The organism is Cupriavidus sp. 10L45 (assembly GCF_056395225.1).
Window position 1 is genome coordinate 191,792 of sequence record NZ_JBFTJC010000005.1, and the last position, 25,931, is coordinate 217,722.

At 65.7% G+C, this 25,931-nt stretch carries 24 protein-coding genes; 14 read left to right on the forward strand and 10 right to left on the reverse strand.

Annotation, left to right across the window (positions count from 1 at the left end; genetic code table 11):
- Positions 1-18: 18 nt before the first annotated feature.
- From AC1DFU_RS10960 to iscX, 9 genes are all read left to right on the forward strand, one after another.
- On the forward strand, positions 19-2,115 hold the full coding sequence (locus AC1DFU_RS10960; RefSeq protein WP_441592043.1) for a site-specific recombinase: 2,097 nt from the start codon (positions 19-21) through the stop codon (positions 2,113-2,115).
- 109 nt (positions 2,116-2,224) lie between these two features.
- Positions 2,225-2,776 (forward strand): Fe-S cluster assembly transcriptional regulator IscR, encoded by a 552-nt coding sequence (gene iscR, locus AC1DFU_RS10965; RefSeq protein ID WP_144196102.1) that lies wholly within the window; start codon positions 2,225-2,227, stop codon positions 2,774-2,776.
- Between the two features lie 69 nt (positions 2,777-2,845).
- Complete coding sequence (locus tag AC1DFU_RS10970; RefSeq protein WP_477159860.1) at positions 2,846-4,069, forward strand: IscS subfamily cysteine desulfurase; 1,224 nt, start codon at positions 2,846-2,848, stop codon at positions 4,067-4,069.
- Between the two features lie 54 nt (positions 4,070-4,123).
- Positions 4,124-4,528, forward strand: a complete 405-nt coding sequence (gene iscU / locus AC1DFU_RS10975) for a Fe-S cluster assembly scaffold IscU (protein WP_092292573.1) — start codon at positions 4,124-4,126, stop codon at positions 4,526-4,528.
- 78 nt (positions 4,529-4,606) lie between these two features.
- Entirely contained in the window at positions 4,607-4,927 is a 321-nt protein-coding gene (gene iscA, locus AC1DFU_RS10980; protein WP_092292575.1) for an iron-sulfur cluster assembly protein IscA, read from the forward strand.
- A gap of 86 nt (positions 4,928-5,013) precedes the next feature.
- Entirely contained in the window at positions 5,014-5,532 is a 519-nt protein-coding gene (gene hscB / locus AC1DFU_RS10985; RefSeq protein ID WP_092292577.1) for a Fe-S protein assembly co-chaperone HscB, read from the forward strand.
- Between the two features lie 78 nt (positions 5,533-5,610).
- Positions 5,611-7,476 (forward strand): Fe-S protein assembly chaperone HscA, encoded by a 1,866-nt coding sequence (gene hscA, locus AC1DFU_RS10990; RefSeq protein ID WP_092292579.1) that lies wholly within the window; start codon positions 5,611-5,613, stop codon positions 7,474-7,476.
- A 37-nt stretch (positions 7,477-7,513) separates the two neighbouring features.
- Positions 7,514-7,852 (forward strand): ISC system 2Fe-2S type ferredoxin, encoded by a 339-nt coding sequence (gene fdx / locus AC1DFU_RS10995; RefSeq protein ID WP_092292581.1) that lies wholly within the window; start codon positions 7,514-7,516, stop codon positions 7,850-7,852.
- A 1-nt stretch (position 7,853) separates the two neighbouring features.
- Positions 7,854-8,048 carry a Fe-S cluster assembly protein IscX gene (gene iscX / locus AC1DFU_RS11000; protein ID WP_092292583.1) on the forward strand — a complete coding sequence of 65 codons (195 nt, stop codon included), beginning with the start codon at positions 7,854-7,856 and terminating at the stop codon, positions 8,046-8,048.
- Positions 8,049-8,140: 92 nt separating this feature from the next.
- Here the strand turns inward: iscX and AC1DFU_RS11005 are convergent, their stop codons facing one another.
- From AC1DFU_RS11005 to prfB, 5 genes are all read right to left on the reverse strand, one after another.
- Complete coding sequence (locus AC1DFU_RS11005; protein ID WP_441592046.1) at positions 8,141-8,836, reverse strand: glycine zipper 2TM domain-containing protein; 696 nt, start codon at positions 8,834-8,836, stop codon at positions 8,141-8,143.
- A gap of 626 nt (positions 8,837-9,462) precedes the next feature.
- Positions 9,463-10,053, reverse strand: a complete 591-nt coding sequence (locus tag AC1DFU_RS11010; RefSeq protein WP_441592048.1) for a peptidoglycan recognition protein family protein — start codon at positions 10,051-10,053, stop codon at positions 9,463-9,465.
- A 221-nt stretch (positions 10,054-10,274) separates the two neighbouring features.
- Positions 10,275-11,807 carry a lysine--tRNA ligase gene (lysS, locus tag AC1DFU_RS11015; protein WP_092292589.1) on the reverse strand — a complete coding sequence of 511 codons (1,533 nt, stop codon included), beginning with the start codon at positions 11,805-11,807 and terminating at the stop codon, positions 10,275-10,277.
- Between the two features lie 55 nt (positions 11,808-11,862).
- Complete coding sequence (locus AC1DFU_RS11020) at positions 11,863-12,621, reverse strand: SDR family oxidoreductase (RefSeq protein ID WP_441592050.1); 759 nt, start codon at positions 12,619-12,621, stop codon at positions 11,863-11,865.
- Between the two features lie 109 nt (positions 12,622-12,730).
- Positions 12,731-13,835 (reverse strand): peptide chain release factor 2 gene (gene prfB, locus AC1DFU_RS11025; protein ID WP_143093866.1). Its coding sequence is split into 2 segments (ribosomal slippage): positions 12,731-13,753 and positions 13,755-13,835, totalling 1,104 coding nucleotides; the frame shifts between segments, so codons are not numbered across the junction.
- Positions 13,836-14,011: 176 nt separating this feature from the next.
- Between prfB and AC1DFU_RS11030 the strand changes: the two genes are divergently transcribed.
- A complete protein-coding gene (locus tag AC1DFU_RS11030; RefSeq protein WP_441592052.1) occupies positions 14,012-14,758 on the forward strand; it encodes a peptidoglycan DD-metalloendopeptidase family protein in 747 nt (248 codons plus the stop codon).
- 19 nt (positions 14,759-14,777) lie between these two features.
- Here the strand turns inward: AC1DFU_RS11030 and AC1DFU_RS11035 are convergent, their stop codons facing one another.
- From AC1DFU_RS11035 to AC1DFU_RS11050, 4 genes are all read right to left on the reverse strand, one after another.
- Positions 14,778-15,287, reverse strand: coding sequence for a hypothetical protein (locus tag AC1DFU_RS11035; protein WP_255370742.1), 510 nt, complete (start codon positions 15,285-15,287; stop codon positions 14,778-14,780).
- Complete coding sequence (locus AC1DFU_RS11040) at positions 15,284-16,162, reverse strand: hypothetical protein (protein WP_092292598.1); 879 nt, start codon at positions 16,160-16,162, stop codon at positions 15,284-15,286. The genes AC1DFU_RS11035 and AC1DFU_RS11040 overlap by 4 nt, the downstream gene beginning before the upstream one ends.
- 116 nt (positions 16,163-16,278) lie before the next feature.
- Positions 16,279-17,979: a single-stranded-DNA-specific exonuclease RecJ gene (gene recJ / locus AC1DFU_RS11045; RefSeq protein WP_441592054.1), complete on the reverse strand. Its 1,701-nt coding sequence runs from the start codon at positions 17,977-17,979 to the stop codon at positions 16,279-16,281.
- Between the two features lie 46 nt (positions 17,980-18,025).
- Positions 18,026-19,186 carry a hypothetical protein gene (locus AC1DFU_RS11050; protein ID WP_092292602.1) on the reverse strand — a complete coding sequence of 387 codons (1,161 nt, stop codon included), beginning with the start codon at positions 19,184-19,186 and terminating at the stop codon, positions 18,026-18,028.
- Positions 19,187-19,288: 102 nt separating this feature from the next.
- Here AC1DFU_RS11050 and AC1DFU_RS11055 point away from each other — a divergent pair, with 102 nt between their 5' ends.
- The 4 genes from AC1DFU_RS11055 to AC1DFU_RS11070 all read left to right on the forward strand — a co-directional run bounded on the left by AC1DFU_RS11055 (position 19,289) and on the right by AC1DFU_RS11070 (position 24,853).
- Positions 19,289-20,539 (forward strand): lipoprotein-releasing ABC transporter permease subunit, encoded by a 1,251-nt coding sequence (locus AC1DFU_RS11055; RefSeq protein WP_092292604.1) that lies wholly within the window; start codon positions 19,289-19,291, stop codon positions 20,537-20,539.
- On the forward strand, positions 20,532-21,281 hold the full coding sequence (gene lolD / locus AC1DFU_RS11060) for a lipoprotein-releasing ABC transporter ATP-binding protein LolD (protein WP_441592056.1): 750 nt from the start codon (positions 20,532-20,534) through the stop codon (positions 21,279-21,281). The genes AC1DFU_RS11055 and lolD overlap by 8 nt, the downstream gene beginning before the upstream one ends.
- A 49-nt stretch (positions 21,282-21,330) precedes the next feature.
- A complete protein-coding gene (locus AC1DFU_RS11065; protein WP_092292608.1) occupies positions 21,331-22,173 on the forward strand; it encodes a TatD family hydrolase in 843 nt (280 codons plus the stop codon).
- A 124-nt stretch (positions 22,174-22,297) separates the two neighbouring features.
- On the forward strand, positions 22,298-24,853 hold the full coding sequence (locus AC1DFU_RS11070) for a DNA internalization-related competence protein ComEC/Rec2 (protein WP_441592058.1): 2,556 nt from the start codon (positions 22,298-22,300) through the stop codon (positions 24,851-24,853).
- 42 nt (positions 24,854-24,895) lie between these two features.
- Here AC1DFU_RS11070 and AC1DFU_RS11075 read toward each other — a convergent pair whose 3' ends face one another.
- Positions 24,896-25,798: a MurR/RpiR family transcriptional regulator gene (locus AC1DFU_RS11075; protein ID WP_441592060.1), complete on the reverse strand. Its 903-nt coding sequence runs from the start codon at positions 25,796-25,798 to the stop codon at positions 24,896-24,898.
- Between the last annotated feature and the right edge of the window lie 133 nt (positions 25,799-25,931).

Here is a 25,931-nt window from a genome sequence, read left to right on the forward strand (position 1 = left end):
GGCCCTCCAGAGATATCCATGGTTTTTTCCCTGTTCCGCAAATGGCGCAAGTGGCGCGAGTCACGCAATGCGAGCTTGCAGCTCGACGCCATCCTGGCCTCGGCCAATCCCGACGCCTTGCTCGCGGACCGCAACGCCTGGCTCGTCGAGCTGGGCTACTGGCTCCGGCGCGACGGCAGCCTGGCCGTCGATCCCGATCCGGATACCCACCCCGATCAGGCCAACGCCCCGGCGCGCAGCTATCCCGCCCACGTGCGGCTGCGTTACCTGCTCCAGGTGCTGGCGCGGCACCCCGATTGGGCGGATCGCTTCGCGCGCACCATCCGCTCGATCGTCCGTGACAACGATCCCACCTCGCTGTTCTGCGATACCGGCGTGGCCTCCCATCCCGGTTTCTGGGGCGAGATGGTCGATCGGCTCCAGGCGCGCTTCCTGCCGCCGCCGCCCAACCGCAACGACATGGCCGGCCTGTTCGCGCTGGTCTTTGCCGATGAGGCTGATGCGGATTGGGTCGATGGACTCGATGCCGACCTGATCGAGCGCATCGCGTCAGCGCTGCAATCGGGCGCCGGGGGCGATCGCATCCAGCTCGAGGACACGCTGGCCGCAAGCATCCAGGTGCTCGCCAGTCAGGTGCGCGCCACCGGCCTGAGCCAGTCAATTCGTTCGCGTCTGCCCGGCCGCGTGCAGGACACGCCATTTTTCCGGCTCGACATGGCCATCGCGGCGTTGTGCGAAGAGGGGCTGGCCCATGACAACGAGGTCTTCGGCCATCGGCTCAACTATTTCCGCGCGCTGCTCGATGGCTGTCTGGCCGCCGCGCAGCATGTCTATGCCGATCTCGAGGAGAACGGCGTCTCCGTCGAGGTGGTGTTCCAGATCGAGCGCATGAAGGTCCGCCTGGCGCGGATCGACCTGCTGCTCAACGCCTGGGTGGACCCAGGCCGCCACAGCCGCCACGCGCACCTGATGGCCGAGCTGATCCGCTCCACGCAGGCCCGGCGCAGCATCGCGCATCTGGCCGGCTCATCGTTCGCGCAACTGGCGCGCAAGGTGGTGGAGCGGTCCGCCGAGACCGGCGAGCACTACATCACGCGGGACCGTAAGGAGTACGGCGAGCTGCTGCGCGCGGCGGCCGGCGGCGGGCTGGTCACGGTGGTCACGGTCTATCTGAAATTTCTGATCTACGGCCTGCATCTGGACAAGTTCCTGGAGGGCCTGCTGGCCTCGCTGAACTATGCCGGCAGCTTCCTGGCGATCCATTTCGCGCATTTCACGCTGGCCACCAAGCAGCCGGCGATGACCGGCCCGGCGCTGGCGCACCGGCTCGATGGCGTAGGGCGGCCAGAGGGGCGCGAGGCCTTCGTCGACGACACCATCGCGATGATCCGCTCGAACGCGGCGGCGATTTTCGGCAACCTGGCCGTGGTGTTCCCGGTGGCACTGCTGGTGCAGTGGCTGGCCGGAAGGCTGCTCGGCGCCAACCTGATCACGCCGGCCAAGGCCATTGCCACGATCGAATCGTTCTCGATTCTCGGCCCCACGCCGCTCTACGCCGCGTTCACCGGCGTGCTGCTGTGGCTGTCGAGCCTGATCGCCGGCTGGGCGGACAACTGGTTCGCGCTGCACCGCGTGCACGACGTGATGGCCTACCACCGCCGGCTGCGCTACGTGCTGGGGCAGGGCGGGGCGATGAAGCTGGCGGATTTCTGGAAGCGCAATCTGTCGGGCATCGCGGGCAATGTGTCGCTGGGCTTCCTGCTTGGGCTCGGGCCGGAGATCCTGAGCTTCTTTGGACCGCATATGGAAGTGCGCCATGTGACGCTTTCCACCGGTTCCGTGGGCACGGCCATCGGCGTGCTCGGCATGGATGCACTGCGCATGCCGTCGCTCTGGCTGGCCGTGGCCGGTATCGCGCTGATGGGGGTGTTGAACGTGGCAGTCAGCTTTGCGCTGGCCTTCTATATGGCGATGCGGTCGCGCAACCTGCCTCGCGTGGATCGGCGCGAACTCAGTGCGGCGGTGCGCAGGCGCATTGTGCGGCACCCGATGTCGCTGCTGATTCCGCCGCGCGCGGTGCCCGTGGCGGCGCCCGCGCCGGGCGATGCGGCCTGAAAAGCGTCGTGCCGGATACCGTGCACTGCAGCAGGGGTACTTGACTGATTTGGTCGGATAAATTTATACTTGAGCGAAACGATCAAGTATTTCCTTCTCCCCGAGCATCATGAGACTGACCACCAAAGGCCGTTTTGCGGTAACCGCCATGATCGACTTGGCCATGCGCCAGGATCAGGGGCCCGTCACGCTCGCTGGCATCAGCCAGCGCCAGAAAATCTCTCTGTCCTACCTGGAGCAGCTGTTTGGCAAGCTGCGCCGGCACGAGATCGTGGAAAGCGTGCGCGGTCCGGGGGGTGGCTACAGCCTCGCCCGCAAGGCCGAGGACGTCACCGTGGCGGACATCATCATCGCCGTGGACGAGCCACTGGATGCCACGCAGTGCGGCGGGAAGGGCAATTGTAACGGAGATGATGGATCCGGGCGATGCATGACCCACGAGCTGTGGGCCACGCTGAACCAGAAGATGGTCGAGTACCTCGACTCCGTCTCCCTGAAGAACCTCGTTGACCAACAGCGCGCCCGCCAGCCGGCGGTGCTGCACGACATGCGCGAAGACGCCGCGCAGCCCGTGCCGGTGACGCGCAGCAAGGCCGAGAAGCAGGAAAAGCCGGCGCGCCCCCGCGTGGTGAACTCGGTGTTCAGCCTCGCGCAGTCCTGAGCAGATTTCAGATAGTTTGTTTAAACTATCGGTAGACAGTAAGCGATTAGCGGTCCCTATAAGGCAGTCATAACGATGAGCACCCCACATTTCCCCATCTACATGGATTATTCGGCCACGACGCCGGTGGACCCGCGCGTAGCCGACAAGATGATTCCGTACCTGCGCGAGCAGTTCGGCAATCCGGCCTCGCGTAGCCACGCCTATGGCTGGGAAGCCGAGCGCGCGGTCGAAGAAGCGCGTGAGCAGGTGGCCGCGCTGGTGGGCGCCGATCCCCGCGAGATCGTGTGGACGTCGGGCGCAACCGAGTCGAACAACCTGGCCATCAAGGGTGCCGCGAACTTCTACTCGGGCAAGGGCAAGCATCTGATTACGGTGAAGACCGAGCACAAGGCGGTGCTGGACACCACCCGCGAGCTCGAACGCCAGGGCTTCGAGGTGACCTACCTCGACGTCAAGGACGACGGCCTGATCGACATGGACGTGTTCCAGCAGGCGATTCGCCCGGATACGATCCTGGTGTCGGTGATGCTGGTGAACAACGAGATCGGCGTGATCCAGGACGTGGCGCAGATCGGCGAAATTTGCCGCGCCAAGGGCATCATCTTCCATTGCGATGCGGCCCAGGCCACCGGCAAGGTCACCATCGACCTGAACACGCTGAAGTGCGACCTGATGTCGTTCTCGGCCCACAAGACCTACGGCCCGAAGGGCGTGGGCGCGCTGTATGTACGTCGCAAGCCGCGTGTGCGGATTGAGGCGCAAATGCACGGCGGTGGTCACGAGCGCGGCATGCGTTCGGGCACGCTGGCCACGCACCAGATCGTCGGCATGGGCGAAGCGTTCCGCCTGGCCCGCGAGGAAATGGCCACCGAGAACGAACGGATCCGCATGCTGCGTGACCGCCTGTGGCGCGGCCTGTCGGGCATGGAAGAGGTGTACCTGAACGGCTCGCTGGAACACCGCGTGCCGCACAACCTGAACGTGAGCTTCAACTTCGTGGAAGGCGAGTCCCTGATCATGGCGATCAAGGACGTGGCCGTGTCGTCGGGCTCGGCCTGCACGTCGGCCTCGCTGGAGCCGTCGTACGTACTGCGCGCCCTGGGCCGCAACGACGAACTGGCGCACAGCTCCATCCGTTTCACGGTGGGCCGCTTCACCACCGAGCAGGAGATCGACTACACGATCGAACTGCTGAAGAACAAGATCGGCAAGCTGCGCGACCTGTCGCCGCTGTGGGAAATGTTCAAGGACGGTGTCGACCTGAACTCGATCCAKTGGGCCGCCCACTGAGCAGCGCCCAAAACAATAACGACCCCCATTCAAGATTCGTCAGAGGTAGCCAAAATGTCTTACAGCAACAAGGTTCTCGACCACTATGAAAATCCGCGCAACGTCGGTTCGTTCGACAAGAACGACGACGCGGTGGGCACCGGCATGGTCGGCGCTCCGGCCTGCGGCGACGTGATGAAGCTGCAGATCAAGGTGAATGAGGCGGGCGTGATCGAAGACGCCAAGTTCAAGACCTACGGTTGCGGCTCGGCCATCGCGTCGTCGTCGCTGGTGACCGAATGGGTCAAGGGCAAGACCGTCGACCAGGCCCTTGAGATCAAGAACACGCACATCGCCGAGGAACTGGCGCTGCCGCCGGTGAAGATCCACTGCTCGATCCTGGCCGAGGACGCCATCAAGGCGGCGGTCGACGACTACAAGAAGAAGCACGGCGTTCCCGCCGCGCAGCAGGCTGCCTGATCGGCGGACTGGCTTTTTCGTTGGAAACTGCCGCGCCCGGCGCATTGGCCGGACGCGGTGTCTGACAGCAAGGCAACGATGATCACAATGACCGAAAAGGCGGCGAAGCACGTCGCCCGCTACCTGGAACGCCGCGGCAAGGGCGTGGGCCTGCGCGTGGGTGTGAAGACCACCGGCTGCTCCGGCCTGGCTTACAAGCTTGAATACGTGGACGAAGTGCTACCCGAGGACCAGGTCTTCGAGACGCGGGGCCTCAAGGTGATCGTCGACCCGAAAAGTCTGCCGTACATCGACGGCACTGAACTGGACTTCGCACGCGAAGGGTTGAACGAGGGTTTCCGCTTCAACAACCCGAACGTCAAGGACGAGTGCGGCTGCGGCGAGTCGTTCCGGGTCTGATATCCGGCGACGTGCTGAAGTGCGCTGAAGTGCAATGAAGTGCGAAAGGGGGGCGGCGTGGCCGCTCCTTTTTGTTGGGGAAGGTTTTGAAAGACGATTTTTTCTCGCTGTTCGGCTTGCCGGTGCGCTTCGATGTGGATCAGGCATCACTCGATGAAGCCTACCGCACCGTGCAGTCTCAGGCCCATCCGGACCGCTTTGCCAACGCCGGCGACGCCGAGCGGCGCGTGGCGATGCAATGGGCCGCGCACGCCAACGAAGCCTATCGCACGCTGCGCCAGCCGCTGAAACGCGCCATCTACCTGCTCACGCTGCGCGGCGTGGACATCCAGGCGGAGAACAATACCGCCATGGCCCCGGCCTTCCTGATGCAGCAGATGGAATGGCGCGAGGCGCTGCAGGAAGCGGTGGAAGACCGCGCAACGGACCGGCTCGACGGCCTGCTGCGCGACCTGCGCCAGGAACGGCGCGAGCGCCTGGAGGCGCTCGGCGCGCTGCTCGATGCCGGCAGCAATGAGGCAGCCGGCGCTGCGGCGCGGCAATTGATGTTTATCGAGAAGATCGAACACGACGCCAGCGAGGCGATCGACCGGCTGGAAAACTAGGCGAATCGCCAGTCTCCCGGCACGGTCCTCCCCGGCGAAGTCCGGACATCGCCCCACAAGAACACGCGAAGAATCATCATGGCACTGCTCCAGATTTCCGAACCCGGCATGTCGCCGGCCCCGCACCAGCGGCGCCTGGCAGTCGGTATCGACCTTGGCACCACCAACTCGCTGGTGGCTGCCGTGCGCAACAGCATTCCCGAAGTGTTGTCCGACGAGCGCGGCCGTCCGCTGCTGCCCTCGGTCGTGCGCTACCTGCCGGACCGTACGGCCCACATCGGCTATCGCGCGCAGGACGAAGCCGTGCGCGATCCCAAGAACACCATCGTCTCCGTCAAGCGTTTCATGGGCCGTGGCCTGCGCGACGTGGCCAATATCGAGCACAGCCCGTACGACTTCGTCGATGCGCCGGGCATGGTGCAGATCAAGACTGCCGCCGGGGTGAAGAGCCCGGTGGAGGTGTCGGCCGAGATCCTGGCGACGCTGCGTCAGCGCGCCGAGGATTCCCTTGGCGACGATCTCGTCGGCGCCGTGATCACGGTGCCGGCCTATTTCGATGACGCCCAGCGCCAGGCCACCAAGGACGCGGCCCAACTGGCCGGCCTGGAGGTGCTGCGCCTGCTCAACGAGCCGACCGCGGCGGCCATTGCCTACGGCCTCGACAACGCGGCCGAAGGGATTTACGCGGTTTACGATCTCGGCGGCGGCACCTTCGACATCTCCGTGCTCAAGCTGACCAAGGGCGTGTTCGAAGTGATGTCCACCGGCGGTGACTCCGCGCTTGGTGGTGACGATTTCGATCAGCGCCTGCTGTGCTGGATCGTGGAACAGGCCGGCCTGCAGCCGCTGTCCGCCGAAGACACCCGGCTGCTGATGGTGCGCGCCCGTGCCGCCAAGGAAGCCTTGTCCGAGAGCGACAGCACGGTGATCGACGCGGTGCTGGCCAGTGGCGAGATCGTTCACCTGCCGCTGTCCGCCTCGGTTTTCAACGATATTACGAAGCATCTGGTGCAGAAAACGCTGGCGCCGGCGCGCAAGGCGCTGCGCGATGCCGGCGTCGAGACGCAGGACGTGAAGGGCGTCGTGCTGGTGGGCGGTGCCACGCGCATGCCGTCGATCCGCAAGGCTGTGGGCGACTACTTCGGCCAGACGCCGCTGACCAACCTCGATCCGGACAAGGTTGTGGCCCTCGGCGCCGCCATGCAGGCCAACCTGCTGGCCGGCAACCACGCGCCCGGCGAGGACTGGCTGCTGCTCGACGTGATTCCGCTCTCGCTGGGCGTGGAAACGATGGGCGGACTGGTCGAGAAGATCATCCCGCGCAACAGCACGATTCCCGTGGCACGCGCCCAGGAATTCACGACGTTCAAGGACGGCCAGACCGCGATCGCGATCCACGTGCTTCAGGGCGAGCGCGAACTGGCGAGCGATTGCCGCTCGCTGGCGCGCTTCGAGCTGCGCGGCATTCCGCCGATGGTGGCCGGTGCCGCGCGGATCCGCGTGACCTATCAGGTGGATGCCGACGGCCTGCTGTCGGTGGCCGCGCGCGAGATGCACTCGGGCGTGGAGGCGTCAGTCTCGGTCAAGCCGTCCTACGGCCTGGCTGACGACGACATCGCGCGCATGCTGCAGGACAGCTTCCGCGAGGCCGAGCACGACATGAAGACCCGCGCGCTGGCCGAGGAGCGCGTGGAAGCCGAACGGCTGGTGGAAGCCACCACGCGCGCGCTCGAGGTGGACGGCGACCTGCTGACCGCCGAGGAGCGCGCGAGCGTGGAAGTGCTGATGGCCAATGTGCGACAGATTGCAACAGGCGACGACCACCACGCGATCAAGACCGCCGTGGAGCGGTTGTCGCATGGCACGGACGAATTTGCCGCACGCCGCATGGACCGCTCGATCAAGAGCGCGCTGGCGGGGCGCAAGGTGCAGGAGCTCGGCTGAGCCGCACCGAATTGAGAATAGTCATACCAGGACAGACATGGCACAAATCATCGTATTGCCTCACGTGGAACTGTGCCCCGAGGGGGCCGTGTTCGAGGCACCCCAGGGCACCAGCATTTGCGACGCGCTGCTGAGCCAGGGCATCAACATCGAGCACGCCTGCGAGAAGTCTTGCGCCTGCACCACGTGCCACGTGGTAGTGCGCGAAGGCTTCAATTCGCTGGAAGACGCCGAGGAAAAGGAAGAAGACCTGCTCGACAAGGCCTGGGGCCTGGAGCCGAACTCGCGCCTGTCTTGCCAGGCGCTGGTGGCGGACGCGGATCTGACCGTAGAAATTCCAAAATACACGATCAACCACGCCAAGGAAGGCCACTGAGATGAAATGGACTGACACCTTCGACATCGCCGCGGCGCTCTACGACAAGTACCCCGAGGTGGACCCAGTGACGGTCCGCTTCACGCAACTGCGCCAGTGGGTCCTTGAACTGGACGGCTTCGACGACCTGCCCGAGCGCTCGGGTGAGAAGATTCTCGAGGCGATCCAGGCTGCGTGGATCGAGGAAGCGGCGTAAGGCTGCACCTATCGTAGATCGATGAAAAACGGCCGCGCTGGCATCCACCAGCGCGGCCGTTTCGCTTTCCCAGGGGAAGCGCTTACCCCCGCTTACCCCGTTACCAGCACGCCACGTTCCATGTGGACACGCTGGCCCACATCGACCCCCGGCGGGTTCTTGTAGGTGAAGGTACGGCGCGTGCCATCGTCCATCTGCACGCTGACGCGGTAGGCCTTGTCCTTGTTCACGTGCTTCTCGACCACGTTGCCGGCGTAACCGCCCGCCGCCGCACCGGCTACTGTGCCGAGAATCCGGCCGTTGCCGCTGCCGATCTGGTTGCCGAGCAGGCCGCCCACCACGGCGCCGCCGACCGCGCCCACGCCGCTGGTGGGCTTCTCCGATTCCACGACGCTCACGGCCGTGACGCGGCCAGCCGTATGGCTGGGCCGGGTGGCGGGACGCTCCTCGGCCTGAGCCTGCTGCGGGGGCGGCTCGTTACGCGCCTGCTGGGATTGTTGGGATTGCTGGGCCTGTTGAGCCTGTTGGGCGTCATAAGCCGGCGGGCGGGTGGTCGAACCCGGCGGGGGGGTAATGGACTGGGTGGCGACCGGGGCCGGGTAGTCGGCTGGCCCCTGGTTCGCCTTCGTGAGCGGCAACACGCCGGTCACGGCCGCCACCGCGGTCAGGCTGGCCACCACTACGGCGACTGCCGCGGCGCCGACCAGCGGGTGCAGGCGGCGCTGGGGCGGCAGCGGCGGGGTGGGCGAATTCGACGGATGGGCGGTAGCGGGAGTGGGGTGCTGCATTTGTTGTTCTCCGGGTGACCGGACTTGCCGGTCGATACCCCAAGTGTGGCCGAATCGCGCCCCGATTGCCGTTCGATTTTGTAAGCATTCGTAGCGCGGAAAACCCTTGTCAATCATGGGTTTGTCGCGCTATCGGAGTGCGTCCTACAGGCGCTCCAGTAACAAATTGGCTCATGGAAGCGGGCGCTCCCTCTAACATTTTCCCTCATCCTCAAGCCCGTAAGTACATGCGAAGGGGTCGTACCATTTGTTCTTTCCATAGTAGACGTAGACCTTATCGCCTCCGTGCGTCCATACCAGTGTTGCCGTCCCGCCGGAATATAGGCTCCACGCCCCGGTACTGCTGTCCCCGAACACGACGGTGCCCGTGGCATAACATGGGGAGTAGTAGTCGTGGAGCACCATGCGCGCCTGGACAGGGTATATCTTGGAAAAGAAGTTCTTTACCTGCGTCACCGTTGGCCGGAATCTCTTGCATAGCTCGGCTGTCCGCGGATCTCCATCTGGTAGCGATTGGCCGACTTCTTCAATCACCACTTTTCTGACATCTCTGGCTGAGCAAAGCGCGGCCGTCATGCACAGCAAAACAAAGGCAGCGGATCTCAAGAGGGGAAGAGTTCTTGATCTCACCATTTTGCGGTCCTCGCTTCGGTCAGGTTCTTGTAGGAAATATCGGGGTGCCGATAGACTTCCCGCGCCGCCACCGCAAAGGTGTCCATGAGCTCTGAGATCAGCCAGTCCAATGAAGAGTTTTGAGCGGCAGTTACATCCTCGTAAACTTCCTTGTTCTTGGGTCCGATGGCCATGCCTACCAGCTCTATGCCTATCGAGTCATGATTGGATGGAAATCGGTTGGGCCATTTTTTCTTTACTTCGTGTCGATGTAGCGCACCAGTTCCGAGCTTGGATATCTTGTCTAGCTCGATGGGAGAGCACTGTTTGGTCAAAATGCAGCGCGACCGGAGTCGTCCGACGTGATTCGTCACTCTCCGCAAGGATGCGGTTTGATAGATGATGCCGTCCTTGTCTATCAAGAAGTGAGCGCCATTGGCCGCAACATCGCCATAGCTGTTAAATGTATGGGACGACTCCGGGGCGCTTGTCTGGTGTACAACGATCCCATTTACGGTATCCATCGGTCCGCGCTCGATCTTCGGGAAAATCTTCACCCTCACTCGCTCCGCGTCGACATGCCCTTGCTTCGTAATAAATAGCATCCTCGCTCCTGGTTAGGTCGCCCTTATCAACTGGGGGCGGCCATCAACCTAGCAGGAGCGAACACAGGGAAACAATCGCTGATTCCTTAAACCGCGGGTACAGAGACGTTCGCATTTCGGTCGCCACAAAGAAAAACCCCACACTCGAAAAAGTGTGGGGTTTGTCAGTGGTCTGCCACCTGCCACGCATGCGGTGGGTTGTCTGGGTGCGTACCTGCGGTTCAGTCCTCGCGGCGCAGGTGCGGGAACAGGATGACGTCGCGGATGTTCGGGCTGTCGGTCAGCAGCATCACCAGACGGTCGATGCCGATGCCGCAGCCACCCGTCGGAGGCATGCCGTACTCGAGCGCGCGGATGTAGTCGGCGTCGAAGTACATCGCTTCCTCGTCGCCGGCGTCCTTCTGCTCCACCTGCTTGCGGAAGCGGTCAGCCTGATCCTCGGCATCGTTCAATTCCGAGAAGCCGTTAGCGATCTCGCGGCCCGTGATGAACAGCTCGAAACGCTCGGTGATGCCCGGCAACGTGTCCGAGGCGCGCGCCAGCGGCGACACTTCGACGGGGTAATCGACGATAAAGGTCGGCTCCCACAGTTGGCTCTCGGCCGTTTCCTCAAACAGCACCAGCTGCAGCGTGCCGAGGCCGGCGTTCAGGAACTGCGGCGCGCTCGTATTCACGCCAAATTTCTTCAGTTCGGTGCGCAGGAAATCGGCATCGGTCAGTTGCGCGTCGGTGTACTCGGGCGCGAACTTCTGGATCGCCTGGCAGATCGTCAGGCGATGGAACGGCTTGGCGAGATCCAACTCGCGGCCCTGGTAGGTCACCGTGGCGCTGCCGCGCGCATCGATGGCCGCCTGGCGGATCAGGTTCTCGGTGAAGTCCATCAGCCAGCGGTAGTCCGTGTAGGCCGCGTAGAACTCCATCATCGTGAACTCGGGGTTGTGGCGCGGGCTCACCCCTTCGTTACGGAAATTACGATTGATCTCGAACACGCGCTCGAAGCCGCCGACGACCAGGCGCTTCAGATACAGCTCGGGCGCGATGCGCAGGAACATCTGCATGTCCAGCGCGTTGTGGTGCGTAATGAAAGGCTTGGCCGCCGCACCGCCCGGAATCGGGTGCAGCATCGGCGTTTCCACTTCCATGAAGCCGGCGTCGGCCATATGGCGGCGCAGCGACGAAATGGCGTTTGTACGAGCCCGGAACGTGGCGCGTGTCTCGGGCGAGACGATCAGGTCCACATAGCGCTGGCGGTACTTGGTCTCCTGGTCGGCCAGGCCGTGGAACTTGTCCGGCAGCGGGCGCAGCGACTTCGACAGCAGGCGTAGTTCGCGCACCTGCACCGACAGCTCACCCTTGTTGGTGCGGAACAGCTCGCCGCGCGCGCTGATGATGTCGCCCAGGTCCCAGTGCTTGAACGCGGCGTAGACGTCTTCGCCCACCTTGTCACGCGTGACGTAGAACTGGATCTGGCCGCTGCCGTCCTGCACGGTCGCAAAGCTGGCCTTGCCCATCACGCGCTTGAGCATCATCCGGCCGGCGATGGCCACTTCCACGGGCTGCGCTTCCAGCGTGGCCTGGTCGGTCTCGCCGTGCTCGGCGTGGAGCGCGGCGGCCTGATGCGTCGGGCGGAAGTCGTTGGGGAAGGCCACGCCTTGCTGGCGCAGGGCCTGCAGTTTCTCGCGCCGCTCCGCGATGATCTTGTTCTCGTCGGCGGCAGGCGTATCGGCGGCTGGGGCGCGGGTCGGTTCGGTCATGATGTGTCGGTGGATCGCTCCGGCTTGGCGCCGGCGCGGTTCGGTTCAGTTCGGTTCAGTAATTGCGGATGTCGTCGAGTTCGGTCTTGCCGAAGTCGGGACGCTCCAGGTAAGCCACGATGCGCCGCGCCGTGTCTTCGGGCGAGGCGAGCTGGTCGTTGGCCTTGAGATCGCGGAAGCGCTGCACGGCCGCGAAGTCCGCACCGCGGATGGTTTCCTGCATGTCGGTATCGACCACGCCCGGCGCCAGCGCCACGGCGCGCACCGCGCGCGGCTCCGGCACGCTCGCGTACTCGGCGTTAACCGAGCGGATGAACATGTCGAGCGCGGCCTTGCCGGCGCAATAGGCGCTCCAGCCCGGCACCGGGTTGCGCGCGGCGCCCGACGAGATCGCCAGCACCTTGCGCGCGCAGTCAAAGCGGGCAGTGTGCTCGATGAACGCGCCTGTCATGGTCATCGGCGTGGCCAGGTTGGTCAGCAGATGGGGGATGAGCGTGGTCTCGTGCAGCGCCGTGATCGGGCCAATCGGCTCTACCACACCGGCATTGAGGATCAGCGTCACGCTGGCCGGGGCATCGTCCACGGCATCAAGCACGCTGCCCAGCCAGCCGGCGGCCGCGCTGGGCTGGGACAGGTCCTGCAGGTGCCAGGCCACCGGCACGCCGCTGGCGGCGATATCCGCCTCCAGTTCGGGGCTGCGGCTGCGCGCCACGCAGATCACCCGGTTGCCCGGTTTCAGCAACGCGCGGGTCAGTGCCGCGCCCAGGCCGCGCGATGCGCCCGTGACGATATAGAGATGGATACCTGCGCTCATGGTGCCCCGGATGTCCTGGTGGTCTTGGTGGTTCGAAGTTGAAGCGGAATGCGTCGAAGTTGGCCGGCGGAAACCGGCGCGCCACCCCGGGGGCGGCGCGCCGGTCTGCTTACAGGCCCTGTTTCAGGCTGGCCTCGATGAACGGATCGAGGTCGCCGTCCAGCACCTTCTGGGTGTTGGACATTTCCACATTGGTGCGCAGGTCCTTGATCCGGCTCTGGTCCAGCACATACGAGCGGATCTGGTGGCCCCAGCCCACATCGGTCTTGCCGGCTTCGAGCTTGTCGGCCTCGGCCTGACGCTTGCGCATCTCATGCTCGTACAGGCGCGACTTCAGCATCGACATGGCCTCGGCACGGTTACGGTGCTGCGAACGGTCGTTCTGGCACTGCACGACGATGCCGGTGGGGATGTGGGTAATCCGCACCGCCGAATCGGTCTTGTTGATGTGCTGCCCGCCCGCGCCCGATGCGCGGTAGGTATCCACGCGCAGGTCGGCCGGATTGACTTCCACCTCGAACGAATCGTCCACCTCGGGGTAAACGAACACCGACGAGAACGACGTATGGCGGCCGCCCGACGAATCGAACGGCGACTTGCGCACCAGGCGGTGCACGCCGGTCTCGGTACGCAGGTAGCCGAACGCGTAGTCGCCCTCGATCTTGATGGTGGCGCTCTTGATGCCGGCCACGTCGCCCTCGGACTCTTCGAGCACCTCGGCCTTGAAGCCCTTGCGCTCGCAGTACTTCAGGTACTGGCGCAGCAGCATCGACGCCCAGTCGCACGCTTCCGTGCCGCCGGCGCCGGCCTGGATGTCGATGAAGGCGTTGGCCTGGTCCATCTCGCCCGAGAACATGCGGCGGAATTCCATGCCGGCCACGATCTCCTCGAAGCCCTTGACGTCGGTTTCGATGGATTCGAGCGTTTCATCGTCGCCTTCCTCGCGCGCGAGCTCGAACAGCTCGTCGGCGCCAGTCAGGTCGTCCGTCAGCTTGCCGAGGACCTGTACCACGGCCTCGAGCGCTTTCTTTTCCTTACCCAGGTCCTGGGCCCGCTTGGGGTTGTTCCAGACCTCGGGGTCTTCCAGCTCGCCGTTGACTTCGTCCAGGCGTCCTACTTTGACATCGTAGTCAAAGATACCCCCGTAGATCTTCCGTCCGGGAACGGAGATCGGAGATGGCACCGGAGATGGCGTTGAGGCGTTCTGCTTCCATGATGTTCCTGCGCTTCCAAAACCTTGAATTATAGCGGATTGGCGCCGTAAATCCCGGGAGGGATCGTCGCGTGTGGCGAACCGTTCGCGATGCGAACGGTCTACCAGGGGATCGCGGCGCCACTTGGCAACACTTCGGCGACAATATCGGTAAATAACAGGAGTGAATTCGGACGCATGACAGCAAGCAACTTCGCCAGACCAGACGTGTCTGCGGCCCGCCGCCGCGCGCTGGGCCGCCTTGGCGCGGCAACGATGGCCACGCTCACGGCCACGCTGCTCGCCGCCTGTGGCACGACCCCGACAGAACCGGCGCCGGACGGCTTCTACCGCGTGGAACGCGGCGACACCATGTACTCGATCGCCCGGCGCAACCGGCGCTCCGTGGCCGAACTGGCCCGCTGGAACGACCTGACGGACACCAACCAGATCGAGGTCGGGCAACTGATCCGGGTGCGGCCGCCAGCCGCGGCGGCGGCAGCGTCGGCATCGGCACCGTCCAAATCATCGGAAAAATCTGAAAATTCGGCCAAACAGGCCGATACCGCGCCATCGCGCCCGCCGGCCAACGCCATCAAGCTGCAATGGCCGGCCGACGGCCGCGTGACGGGCCGCTTCGCCCTGCCGGCCGAGAAGGGCCTGCGGATCGAGGTGCCGGCCAACGGCAAGGTCCGCGCTGCCGCCAGCGGCTGGGCCATCCACGTCGGCACCCTGCGCGGCTACGGCATGCTGGTGATCGTGAAGCACAGCGACGACTGGCTGACCGTGTACGGCAACCTCGACAAACCGCTGGTCAAGGAAGGCGCCCGCATCACCACGGGGCAGGAAATCGGCAGCATGGCCGGCGCGGCCGAGCTGCACTTCGAGTTGCGCGGCAACGGCAAGCCGGTGAATCCAGCCACCTACCTGCCGGCGCGCGGGTAGGGAGATTGCCTGCGGCAGGCTATTGGGCGCCTGGATCTTTCGGTTTGGGCGCCTTGAATGGCTTGATCACGTATTTCTCGCCATGCTTGCGGCAGTCATTGGCGACGGCGCGCCACCAGGCTTCGGTGACGAGGTAGGTGCTGCCGTTGATATCGTCGGGGGTAGGGACGGTGTCCCGGCCCAATTTCAAGGTGCGATTCGCAGCCGTCAACCCGATGTCACGCATATCCCGATACAGATTTCCCCGCCATAGCATGAGGGTTTGCTCCTCGTCCCATAGCACCCAAGCCTGGGACGTGCCGTCTGGCCATTTGTAGCCAACGGCGCAGAAGCGATTGGTTCGACCATTCTTTCCGGAGCTCAATAGAACATGCTTCATGGCGTGGAGTGGCTGTCGATAATAGGGATTCGTTGATACCTTAATTCGGCTGCTCGCCACTTCGGCAATGCCAGGCGGCAGCGGGCCTGCTGCCTGGGTGCTGAGGCAGGCGAAGGCCAGTATCACGGGCAAGATGAATCGTTGCTTCATCGCCTTGCCTCCAGTGCTCCGCTGGTGTTCGGCGTCAATTGAGCCAGGAATGCGTCGGTCAGGGTATAGAAGTCCTGGCCGCCCTTGGCGCGAAACTTGACGAAGTTGTGCCCTGGGCTATCCGAGCCTTCAGTTTTCCATGCGTATAGCTTCTTGGGGCAAGGGTCGGCGCCGGCCTTCGTGCCCTTGGAGACGGCGATAGCATGTTCCACAAAGATCTGATGAGATCTGTAACGATTGTCTGCACCATCGTGCGCCAGATTGAGTATGGCGTTCAGTGTGACGTTCTGCGCTGGAGCCAGTTGTGGAAATTGCTCAAAGCCTTCGACCTGTCGTTGAGCCTTGATCAGCGTGGTCAAAGTGGAGGCGCCCCGAGCGGAGAAGTGTTGCGGCCCCAACTTCAGACGGTTCCGAAGTACGTGCACCATCCACTGCATGCTCTCCAGCGACTCATCCAGGCTCACAAACTTGGGATGGCTCGGGGCGGCGTTCTCGACAATCAACATCCGCGCGAGAATCCCTGCCTCGGTATCCGCTTCCGGGAGCTTGAGTCGCGGCTCAAGCTCCACGGTCAGCCGTGCCGTATTGCTGTCCTTATGTTGCAGTCGCCCCTGTGCGTCTGTTACGTAAGCGTCCAGATGGACGACGCGTCGGCTGACGATGCTGTGATCCTGCACTTCCAGTCGGAGCACCTGCTCGGCTCTTCTGTCATCGACCCTTAGCGGCACGACGCTTAGGACGCTGTCAGTACTCCGGAGAACGAGGTGTTTCCTATGTGGACCGAGTCCGGAAACCTTGAACTGGAGTCGATTCCCCGGAAAGAGGGTGATTTGCGCGCCGAGTGGCGCGCCGTTGCTGCGCAGGAGTTTGGCCATATTGCTTCAACCATGAGGAGGAAGCGGCCATTGTTCAGGCCCGCGACTGCGCGCGTAAATCGTAGAACAGCGGAAATGTGTACCAGTTTTCCGCAGTCCCGCCAGCGTCTGCCGATTTACTGCGCGTGTTCGATCACCAGTTGCACGCGCGTGACCCCGTTGAAGGTGTTGTTGTCCAGCCGGTAGGCCACCGTCGCGCTGGCGCCGTCGAGGGCGTCGGCGTGGTTGAACCAGATCGCGTCGAAGCGCTGGCTGCCGCGCCCCAGTTGCAGCTTCAGATGCTTGCCCTTGAGCACGGTCTGGCGCAGGACATCGAATTCCCCGCAGAACGTGGGGGGCGGGAAGCCCTGGCCCCAGACCTGACCTTCTAGCAATGCGACGAATTCCGGGCTGAAGCACGATTCCTCGATGTCGCCATCGGTCTCGATCACGCGCGCCAGCTGGTCGTCCGTCAGCCATTCGCGGCCAACGGCTTCGAACGCCGACATGAAGGTGTCGAAGTCGGCCGAGCGTACGGTCAGGCCAGCCGCCATCGCATGTCCGCCAAATTTCACGAGCAGGCCGGGGTGCCGCTTCGACACCAGATCGAGCGCATCGCGCAGGTGGAACCCGGGGATCGAGCGGCCCGAGCCCTTGATGTGTTCCTCGTCGCCCGGTGCGAAAGTGATGGTCGGGCGGTGGAATTTCTCCTTGAGCCGCGACGCCACGATGCCGATGACCCCCTGGTGCCAGGTGTCGTTGAACACGCTGAGCGTGTAGCGCGATGCCGGATCCAGTCCCGCCAGCGGCTGTTCCAGGATCTGCAGGGCCTCCTGCTGCATGCCGGCCTCAATATCGCGCCGCTCGCGGTTCATGCCGTCCAGTTCTTGGGCGATTTCCCACGCGCGGTTCGGGTCGTCGGTCAGCAGGCATTCGATGCCGAGCGACATGTCGGCGAGCCGTCCTGCCGCATTGAGCCGGGGACCCAGGCCGAAACCAAGGTCGAACGTATTCGCCCGCGTGGCCTCACGCCCTGCCGCGCGGAACAGCGCCGCCACGCCCGGATGCATGCGCCCGGCGCGCATCCGGCGCAGCCCCTGGGCCACGAGGATGCGGTTGTTGGTGTCCAGCTTCACAACGTCCGCGACGGTACCGAGCGCGACGAGGTCAAGCAGGGTTTGCAGCGGCGGCTGGGTCGCCTGGGTGAACGCGCCGCGCCGGCGCAGCTCCGCACGCAGGGCCAGCAGCACGTAGAACATCACGCCCACGCCCGCCAGGTTCTTGCTCGGGAACTCGCAGCCGGGCTGGTTTGGGTTGACGATGACCGCCGCCTCCGGCAGCTCCGCGCCGGGGAGGTGGTGGTCGGTCACCACCACGTCGATGCCGAGCGCATTGGCCGCCGCCACGCCGTCGACCGATGCAATGCCGTTGTCGACGGTGACGATGACGTCCGGCTGCTGCTGGGCGGCCAGCGCCACGATCTCGGGCGTCAGCCCGTAGCCGTACTCGAAGCGGTTTGGTACGATGAAATCCACGCGCGCGCCGAGCATCCGCAGCCCGCGCACGCCCACGGCGCAGGCCGTGGCGCCGTCGCAGTCGTAGTCGGCCACGATCAGCAGCTTGCGGTTGGCGGCGATGGCATCGGCCAGATACTCGGCCGCGTGGCCGATGCCCTTCATCGTCGTGGGCGGTGTCAGTTCCGGCAGTTCGGTGGCCAGTTCGGACGGATGCAGCACGCCACGCGCCGACAGGATGCGGGCCAGCGTGGGGTGCAGGCCCGACTTGGCCAGCACATCGGCGTGGGGTTCGGAATAAGAGCGGATGGCGATCCGGGTCATGGTCGTTCGTCCAGAAAAGCGGGCGCGAAAGCGGAAAACGCGCGGATCAGGCCACCATGGCCAAGTCGGAAAGCAGGGCGCGCCAGTCGCCGCGCGCGCCCATGCCACGCCAGAACTTGCGCAGGTCGGCACGCCGCACGGTGAACTCGGCGTAGTGGTTGTCGCCGCCCAGCACGAGGGTGACGCCCATGATGCGGCCATCGGCCAAGGCCGCCAGTACCGGGGTGAACCACTCGGCGTCGAGTGCGTGCATGCGCTCAAGCCAGAGGCCCCAGTCCTGGGCGATATGGGCCTCGGTGGCGGTGTCGAGCATCGCCATGACATGGCCGTCGGCTTTCGCAATTTCCTCGAATTTGGCTGGCTGCGGGTCAAGCAGGCTATCGCTGGCGAGGGCCAGGCCAGCCAGGAACGGGTCGTCCGTCAGCACGGCGTCGGCCAGCCGGTTGACGAGGCTCAGCTTGCCCCCGCCGTGGAGCCACACTGAATTGATGGTCAGGCGGCCCTCGGCCTCGCGCGCCTGGTTGACCGGATGGTCGTGCCAGGTCATCTGGATCTCGTTCTGGAGGCGTCGCCAGTCGCGCGCCCGCGCGCCGGCTTGCAGCCAGATGTCGATATTGCGGCCCGTGGCGCGCACCGGCGTGGTGGCTTCCAGCTCGCCGAATACATCGTCGGCCACATACCAGCGGGCGGGGTGGGGCGCGTCCAGCGCAATGCCGGACTCACGGAGCAGGTCGTCGATGGCGGCGCGCAGCGCAGCGGCCTCGTCGGGGCGGATCTCAAGCTGGTCCGGATGCATCAACACAAGGTGATCCCGCGCCGCGTGGATATGAACCGGCTGGAGGCAGGCCCAGCCCTGATCGCCGTTTTCTTCCCGGATCAGGGAGGCGGCAGGCGGCGCCTGGGCGGGGTCCGGCAGGCGGTCCGCGGCACGTTGCCGCAGGTCGGCCAGGCGCATAAAAGGCGCAGTCGGCACCTGCCGGGTGTCCAGGCCGGCCCGGCCGGCCAGCCAGCGCTCCTGCGGCAGGGTGCGCAGGAACGGATCGTCGTGGGTCTCGCGCGGGCCCGGGGCGGCGCGGGTGAGCAACTTTCCGAGCGCCGGCAACTCCAACTGCCGCAGCAGCGCGCTGGAGACGACGTCGTCCGCGGCGTCGTTGCCGGCGCCAGGCGGGACGGAAAAGGGCACAATCAGGGTCAGGTGCGTCATCATGGTTGCCGAGATTGTAAACTTCCGGCTGGCCGGCGCCAGTTTTCCGTCACCCAAGGGGGGCGGATGGCCCGCCGGCGCGACTTCCGAACAACAGGATTCCTCTTGAACTTTCCCTACGAGTGGCAGATCGGCTGGCGATACACCCGCGCAAGCAAGCGCGCCAGCCGCAATACGTTCATTTCGTTCATTTCCATGATCTCGATGTTTGGCATCGCCCTCGGTGTGGCGGCGCTGATTGTCGTGCTGTCGGTCATGAACGGCTTCCAGAAGGAAGTGCGGGACCGCATGCTGTCGGTCCTCGCCCATATCGAGGTCATCGCCCCAGGACCGTTGCCCGACTGGCACAAGACCGCCGCCGAGGCCATGCGGAACAAGGAAGTGGTGGGGGCGGCGCCCTACGTGGCCGCCCAGGCCATGCTCACCCGCGAAGACGCGGTGCGCGGCGTGCTGCTGCGTGGTGTGGATCCTGCCGAGGAGCCGAAGGTCTCCGACGTGGGCAACCAGTTCCGCGCCGGCAGCATGAACGCGCTGGTGCCGGGCGGCTTTGGCATCGCGCTCGGCAATGAACTGGCCAACGCCATGGGCGTGCGCGTCGGCGACAAGGTGACGCTGGTGGCGCCGCAGGGCACCATCACGCCGGCCGGCGTACTGCCGCGGCTCAAGCAGTTCACCGTAGTTGGCGTGTTTTCGTCCGGCCACTACGAGTTCGACAGCGCCCTGGCCCTGATCGACATCGAGGACGCCGAAACACTGTTCCGCCAGTCCGGCCCCACCGGTGTGCGGCTCAAGCTGTCCGACATGCAGCGGGCCCCCCAGGTGGCCCAGGAGCTGGCCGGCACGATGAGCGGCGAGCTGTACCTGCGCGACTGGTCCAAGCAGAACCGCAACTGGTTCGCTGCCGTCCAGACCGAAAAGCGCATGATGTTCATCATCCTGACGCTGATCATTGCCGTGGCGGCGTTCAACCTAGTCTCCACGCTGGTCATGACCGTGACCGACAAGCAGGCCGACATCGCCATCCTGCGCACAATGGGTGCCCAGCCGCGCTCGATCATGAAGATTTTCATCGTCCAGGGCGTGGCGATCGGCTTCATCGGCACCGTCCTCGGCGTGCTCGGCGGCACGCTGATCGCGACCAATATCGACGTAATCGTGCCCTTTATCGAACGGGTGCTGCATGTGCAGTTCCTGCCACGTGATATCTATTTCATTAGCGAACTGCCTTCGGACCCCCGCGTGAACGACATCGCCACCATCGGCATCATCTCCTTCGTGCTGGCCACCCTGGCCACGATCTACCCCAGCTGGCGCGCCGCGCGCGTGAACCCGGCGGAGGCGCTGCGCTATGAGTGACACCTCCCTGCTCCAGGAAGCCGCCGCTCTCCCGGCAGTGCCCGGCCTCGTCGTGCAGGCCGGCACGCCGGTGCTTGTCGCCGAGGGCCTGTCCAAGCGTTTCCGCCAGGGCGGCCTCGACGTGGACGTCCTGCGCGGCGTAGACGTGCGCGTTGACGCTGGCGAGAAGGTTGCCATCGTCGGCGCGTCCGGCTCCGGCAAGTCCACGCTGCTGCACGTGCTGGGAGGGCTGGACAACCCCGACGCCGGCCGCGTTGCACTGCTCGGCAAGCCGTTCACCTCGCTGCGCGAGAGCGAGCGGAATACCGTCCGCAACCGCGCGCTCGGCTTCGTCTACCAATTCCACCACCTGCTGCCCGAATTCACCGCGCTGGACAACGTCGCCATGCCGATGCGCATCCGTGGCCTCAAGGAACGCGAGGCGCGCGCCGCCGCGCAAGCCATGCTCGAGCGCGTGGGCCTGGGCGGGCGGGCAAAGCACCGTCCCGGCGAGCTGTCCGGCGGCGAGCGCCAGCGCGTGGCCGTCGCCCGCGCGCTGGTCGGCCAGCCGGCCTGCGTGCTGGCCGACGAGCCCACCGGCAACCTCGACGACCACACGGCCGGCGGCGTGTACGACCTGATGCTCGAACTGTCGCGTACGCTCGGCACGAGCTTCGTCATCGTCACCCACGACACGGACCTCGCTGGCCGCTGCGACCGCGTGTTGCGCCTGCGCGACGGGCACCTGCACCGCGAACGCTGACCGGACATCGGTCCTCACCCCAACCGACCCACCGCCCCGCGCCCCCACCATGTGGATCGATACCCACTGCCACCTCGACGCCAGCGAGTTCGATAGCGACCGCGCGGGCGTCACGCGCGCGGCGGCCGAGGCTGGCGTCTCGGGCATTGTGCTGCCTGCCGTGGCGGTGTCCAACTTCGATGCCGTGCGCGCGCTGGCCCATGCCGGCACCGAGGCGGACGGCGCCCCCTGTGTCTACGCGCTCGGCATCCATCCCCTCTGCACACCTGGCGCCGGGCAGCAGGATCTGGACGAATTGCGACGCCAGGTAGCCGCGTCGATGGACGATCCGCGCTTCGTCGCCATCGGCGAAATCGGCCTCGATTTCTTCGTCCCGGGTCTGGACGTCGCCCATCAGACGTGGCTCTACACCGAGCAGGTGAAGATCGCGCGCGACTTCGATCTTCCCGTGCTGCTGCACGTGCGCAAGTCGCAGGACCAAGTCTATGCGCAACTGCGCCGCGTGGGCGTGCGGCAGGGCATTGCACACGCCTTCAACGGCAGCCACGAACAGGCGCGCCGCTATGTCGAGCACGGCATGAAGCTCGGCTTCGGCGGCAACCTGACCTTCTCTCGCGCCAAACAGATCCGCCGGCTTGCGGCGGAATTACCGCTCGAGGCCATCGTGCTCGAGACCGACGCGCCCGACATCGCGCCGGCCTGGCTCTCCGACGACCAGTTCGGCGAGCAGCACAAAGCGCGCAACACACCGGGCGAGGTGGTGGGCGTGGCGCGAGTACTCGGCGAACTGCGTGGCGTGCCGGAAGCTGAGCTGGCGCAGGCCATGTGGCGCAACTCGGTGGCGGCGCTGCCGCGTCTGGCGGCGTTTGCAGACATCATGGCGCCGCGCTGAACGCGTGGCAAGACGCCGGCCGCCGTTTTAACAAACTTCCACAAAAACACATCATTCGTTAACGTTTTGGCGCCATCGCGCACAGTACAAATACGCCATCGGAAAGCGTTGTCCCGGAGGTGTGATGCGAGCTGTGCTGATGGCGTTCGTCGCTGGTTGCTGGTGGCTCCAGCAGCAGGCCGTATTGCCGTCGGCGTGGCGGTGGTGGTGGCAGGCGCTGACGGGGGCCATCGGCGTGGCGGCGCTGACGTACGTCGTGCGTTGTCGTCATGGGGATACGCCTGTTGTCAGGCGGTGGATGTGGCGCGCGGCGGTGGTGGCGCTCGCGTGCGCGGCGGGGTTCGGGTGGGCGGCATGGCGCGCCGACAGCAGGATGGTGGACTGGCTGGACCCCGCGCTGGCGGGGCGTGACATCGCGCTGCAGGGCATGGTTGCCGGGCTGCCCGATGCGGCAAGCCAGGGCACGCGCTTCCTGTTCGCGGTAAGCGGGTCGCATGAGGCGCGCCTGCCGCCACGGGTTTTGCTCACCTGGCGCGATCCGCCGGAGGCGTTGCAGCCGGGGCAGCGCTATCGGCTGACGGTCAGGCTGCGGCGGCCACGCGGGCTGGCCAATCCATATGGCTTCGACTACGCGTACTGGCTGTTGGGCGAGGGCATCGGTGCGACGGGCTATGTGCGGGACGGCGAGCCGCAGGCGGAGGCGGGGCCGTTGCCATGGGCGATTCACGTGCAGGCGTGGCGGGCGGGCTTGCGGGACCGGCTTCGTGCGGCGCTGCCGCCGGATGCGCGCTTCGCGGCCGTGCTCGTGGCGCTGGTGATCGGCGACCAGCGCGGTATCGCCACCGAGGACTGGGAGGTGTTTCGACGGACCGGCATCTCCCATCTGGTCAGCATTTCCGGTTTGCACATCACGATGATCTCGGGCGCAGCTGGCGCTTTGGCCCTGGGGTTGTGGCGGAGGTCGTTCGGGCTGGGGCGGCGGCTGCGCCGGCCCTTGCCGCTGATCTGGCCGGCGCAGCAGGCGGCGCTCGTGGTGGCGATACTGACCGCCTTGGGTTATGGACTGATCGCCGGGATGCAGGTGCCGGCGATGCGAACCGTGTGCATGCTCGCCGTGGCGGCGCTGGCATTGTGGAGTGGCCGGGCGCCCCCGGCATCGGTCGTGCTCGCGTGGGCGGCGGGCGTGGCGGTGGCGATTGACCCATGGGCCGTGATGTCGCCCGGTTTCTGGCTGTCATTCGGTGCGGTGGCGGCGATCTTTCTTGCCGCGCGGGAACCGCCGCAGCGGGCTAGGGCAGAGGGGCGGTGGCACAGGGCGAGGGCGGCTGTGGGGGCAACGCTGACGGGCGCCGCACGCACGCAGTGGGCGGTGACAGTCGGGCTCGTGCCGCTGACGCTGCTGCTGTTCGGGCAGGTGTCGGTGGTGTCCTGTCTTGCCAATGCTGTCGCCATTCCGGTGGTGAGCTTGCTCGTCACGCCGTTGGCGCTGGCGGGTGCTGTGCTGCCGGTGATTGTGGCCAGGCCGCTGCTGGCGGTCGCCCATACGACGATGACGTGGTTGTCCGATGCGCTCGCCTGGCTTGCGGCGCCAGCGTGGGCCGTTTGGGAAGCGGCGCAGGCGGGACCCGTCTGGATGGCGTTGGCGTCTGCCGGGGTGGTGTTCGTGTTGATGCCTCGCGAGCGGGCGCCGGATGTTGGGGCGGCAACGCCTTTGCGCGGCGCGCGGCCTGCTCGGCCCGCACGGCGTACGTGTCCGGCGGTGCGCGCACCGCCACGCTGGTGTGGGGCGTTGCTGATGATGCCGATGCTACTGGCGGGCCGGACGCCCGTACCGGAAGGGGAGGTCCGTGTCACGGCGCTCGATGTCGGGCAGGGCACGGCGGTGCTGGTCGAAACCAAGGCGCATGCGCTGCTCTATGACACGGGGCCGGGATACCCGTCAGGGGCCAGTGCCGGCGGGCAAGTTATCGTGCCGTGGCTGCGGGCGATGGGCGTGCGGCGGCTCGATGCGCTGATGGTCAGTCACGAAGATGCGGACCATGCCGGCGGCGTGCGCGAGGTGCTGGCCGCGGTGCCGGTGGGGCGGCGGCTGACGGGGGCGCCGCTCGATCACGGGCTCCTGATCGGATCGGCGCCGACAAAAGGCGGCGTGGCGAGCAATGCTGCGCCATGGCAGCCATGCGAGGCTGGCGCGGCATGGACGTGGAATGGCGTGCGCTTCGTCATCCTGCATCCGTCAGTGTCGGACCTCGGCAGCGCGCGGCTGGCGAGCAATGCACGCAGTTGCGTGTTGCGCGTGGCCACGGCGCACCGCAGCTTGCTGCTGACTGGCGACATTGGCGTGCGCGAGGAACAGGGGTTGATTGCCGCGGTGCCGCCGGAGGATCTGCGTGCCGATGTCCTGCTGGTGCCGCACCATGGCAGCGGCACGTCGTCGGGCGCGGCGTTCCTGCGTGCGGTGCAGCCAGAGGCGGCGGTGTTTCAGCTCGGATATGGCAACCGCTACCGGCATCCGCGCGACGATGTCTGGCGGCGGTATGGGCGCCAAGGCATCGCGCGGTATCGGACGGATGAAACGGGCGCGGTGTCGATCGTCACGGCGGGGCCGCGACTGGCGATTTCGTCATTCCGGCAGCGGGAGCGGCGGTACTGGCGCGATGCACCGGCGGCGCCGCGTTAGGCGTCGGCGCCAGCCCGGGTTGTCTCGGGAGGGCGGGAGGCGTCAGCTGCGCGAACCAGCGCGCGCGGTCTTCGGCGTCTTGGTCGCCGGGGTTTTGGCCGTGCCGCCGGTGCCGCCGATGCGGCGCTCGCGCAGGTGCGCCTTGGCACGTTGCAGGCCGGCCGCGACGGTGTCAGCGCGCTCCAGCGCCACGCCGGCAGCGAGCACGTCGCCGAGTACGAGGTGGCTGATGCGGGAGGTCATTGGCGTGTAGACCTCGCTGTCTTCCTCGACGTCGGAGAACACGCAGACGTCGGCCAGCCGGGCCAGCGGCGAGCCGCTGTGGGTCAGCGCCAGCACGCTTGCGCCGCTGGCGCGGGCGAGCGTGGCGGCGGTCAGCATGTCCCAGGTGCGGCCGCTGTTGGAGACCAGCACCGCCACGTCGCCAGGGCGCAGCAACGCGGCGGACATGCTGAAGACATGCGGGTCCGAGTAGGCCGTGGTGGGAATGCCTAGGCGGAAGAATTTGTGCTGGATATCGAGCGCGACGATGCCGGAGTTGCCGCAGCCATAAAACTCGATGCGGCGCGCGCTGGCCAGCAGGCGGATGCCGTGCTCGATCTGGTCGGCCGACAGCGCGTTGCGGACCGCCATCAGTGTGGCGATGGTGCGGTCGAAGACCTTGCCGGCGATGTCGGCCGGGCGGTCGTCGGCCTCCACGTCCTGGTGGACGAACGGCGTGCCGCCGCCCAGGTTCTGGGCGAACTGGAGTTTGAACTCCTTGAAGCCGTCGTAGCCCAGCGCGGCGCAGAAGCGGGCGATGGTCGGCTGCGAGACGCCGGCGCGTTCGGCCAGTTCGGGCATCGACAGGCGAATCACGCTGGCGCCGTGGCGGGTGACGTAGTCAGCCAGACGGCGTTCGGACGGACGGAGCGTGTCGTAGACGGCAAGGATTCGGTCGCGCATGGTGGTGCGGGTCTCGGTTGGCCATCGGCGTGGCCATTCTGGGGGATTGAAGATGTAGAGATTCTACACAGAATGACATGGGGATCGATCGGGAATCGTGGGCCTGCCCCCTTAGGGCTTTCCCGTATTTGCG

Bases quoted from the DNA above. Each gene is read 5' to 3' on its own strand.
- AC1DFU_RS10960 (WP_441592043.1), top strand. From the start codon at position 19: ATGGTTTTTTCCCTGTTCCGCAAATGGCGCAAGTGGCGCGAGTCACGC.
- iscR (WP_144196102.1), top strand. From the start codon at position 2,225: ATGAGACTGACCACCAAAGGCCGTTTTGCGGTAACCGCCATGATCGAC.
- iscU (WP_092292573.1), top strand. From the start codon at position 4,124: ATGTCTTACAGCAACAAGGTTCTCGACCACTATGAAAATCCGCGCAAC.
- iscA (WP_092292575.1), top strand. From the start codon at position 4,607: ATGATCACAATGACCGAAAAGGCGGCGAAGCACGTCGCCCGCTACCTG.
- hscA (WP_092292579.1), top strand. From the start codon at position 5,611: ATGGCACTGCTCCAGATTTCCGAACCCGGCATGTCGCCGGCCCCGCAC.
- fdx (WP_092292581.1), top strand. From the start codon at position 7,514: ATGGCACAAATCATCGTATTGCCTCACGTGGAACTGTGCCCCGAGGGG.
- iscX (WP_092292583.1), top strand. From the start codon at position 7,854: ATGAAATGGACTGACACCTTCGACATCGCCGCGGCGCTCTACGACAAG.
- AC1DFU_RS11005 (WP_441592046.1), bottom strand. From the start codon at position 8,836: ATGCAGCACCCCACTCCCGCTACCGCCCATCCGTCGAATTCGCCCACC.
- AC1DFU_RS11010 (WP_441592048.1), bottom strand. From the start codon at position 10,053: ATGCTATTTATTACGAAGCAAGGGCATGTCGACGCGGAGCGAGTGAGG.
- lysS (WP_092292589.1), bottom strand. From the start codon at position 11,807: ATGACCGAACCGACCCGCGCCCCAGCCGCCGATACGCCTGCCGCCGAC.
- AC1DFU_RS11020 (WP_441592050.1), bottom strand. From the start codon at position 12,621: ATGAGCGCAGGTATCCATCTCTATATCGTCACGGGCGCATCGCGCGGC.
- AC1DFU_RS11030 (WP_441592052.1), top strand. From the start codon at position 14,012: ATGACAGCAAGCAACTTCGCCAGACCAGACGTGTCTGCGGCCCGCCGC.
- AC1DFU_RS11035 (WP_255370742.1), bottom strand. From the start codon at position 15,287: ATGAAGCAACGATTCATCTTGCCCGTGATACTGGCCTTCGCCTGCCTC.
- AC1DFU_RS11040 (WP_092292598.1), bottom strand. From the start codon at position 16,162: ATGGCCAAACTCCTGCGCAGCAACGGCGCGCCACTCGGCGCGCAAATC.
- recJ (WP_441592054.1), bottom strand. From the start codon at position 17,979: ATGACCCGGATCGCCATCCGCTCTTATTCCGAACCCCACGCCGATGTG.
- AC1DFU_RS11050 (WP_092292602.1), bottom strand. From the start codon at position 19,186: ATGATGACGCACCTGACCCTGATTGTGCCCTTTTCCGTCCCGCCTGGC.
- lolD (WP_441592056.1), top strand. From the start codon at position 20,532: ATGAGTGACACCTCCCTGCTCCAGGAAGCCGCCGCTCTCCCGGCAGTG.
- AC1DFU_RS11065 (WP_092292608.1), top strand. From the start codon at position 21,331: ATGTGGATCGATACCCACTGCCACCTCGACGCCAGCGAGTTCGATAGC.
- AC1DFU_RS11070 (WP_441592058.1), top strand. From the start codon at position 22,298: ATGCGAGCTGTGCTGATGGCGTTCGTCGCTGGTTGCTGGTGGCTCCAG.
- AC1DFU_RS11075 (WP_441592060.1), bottom strand. From the start codon at position 25,798: ATGCGCGACCGAATCCTTGCCGTCTACGACACGCTCCGTCCGTCCGAA.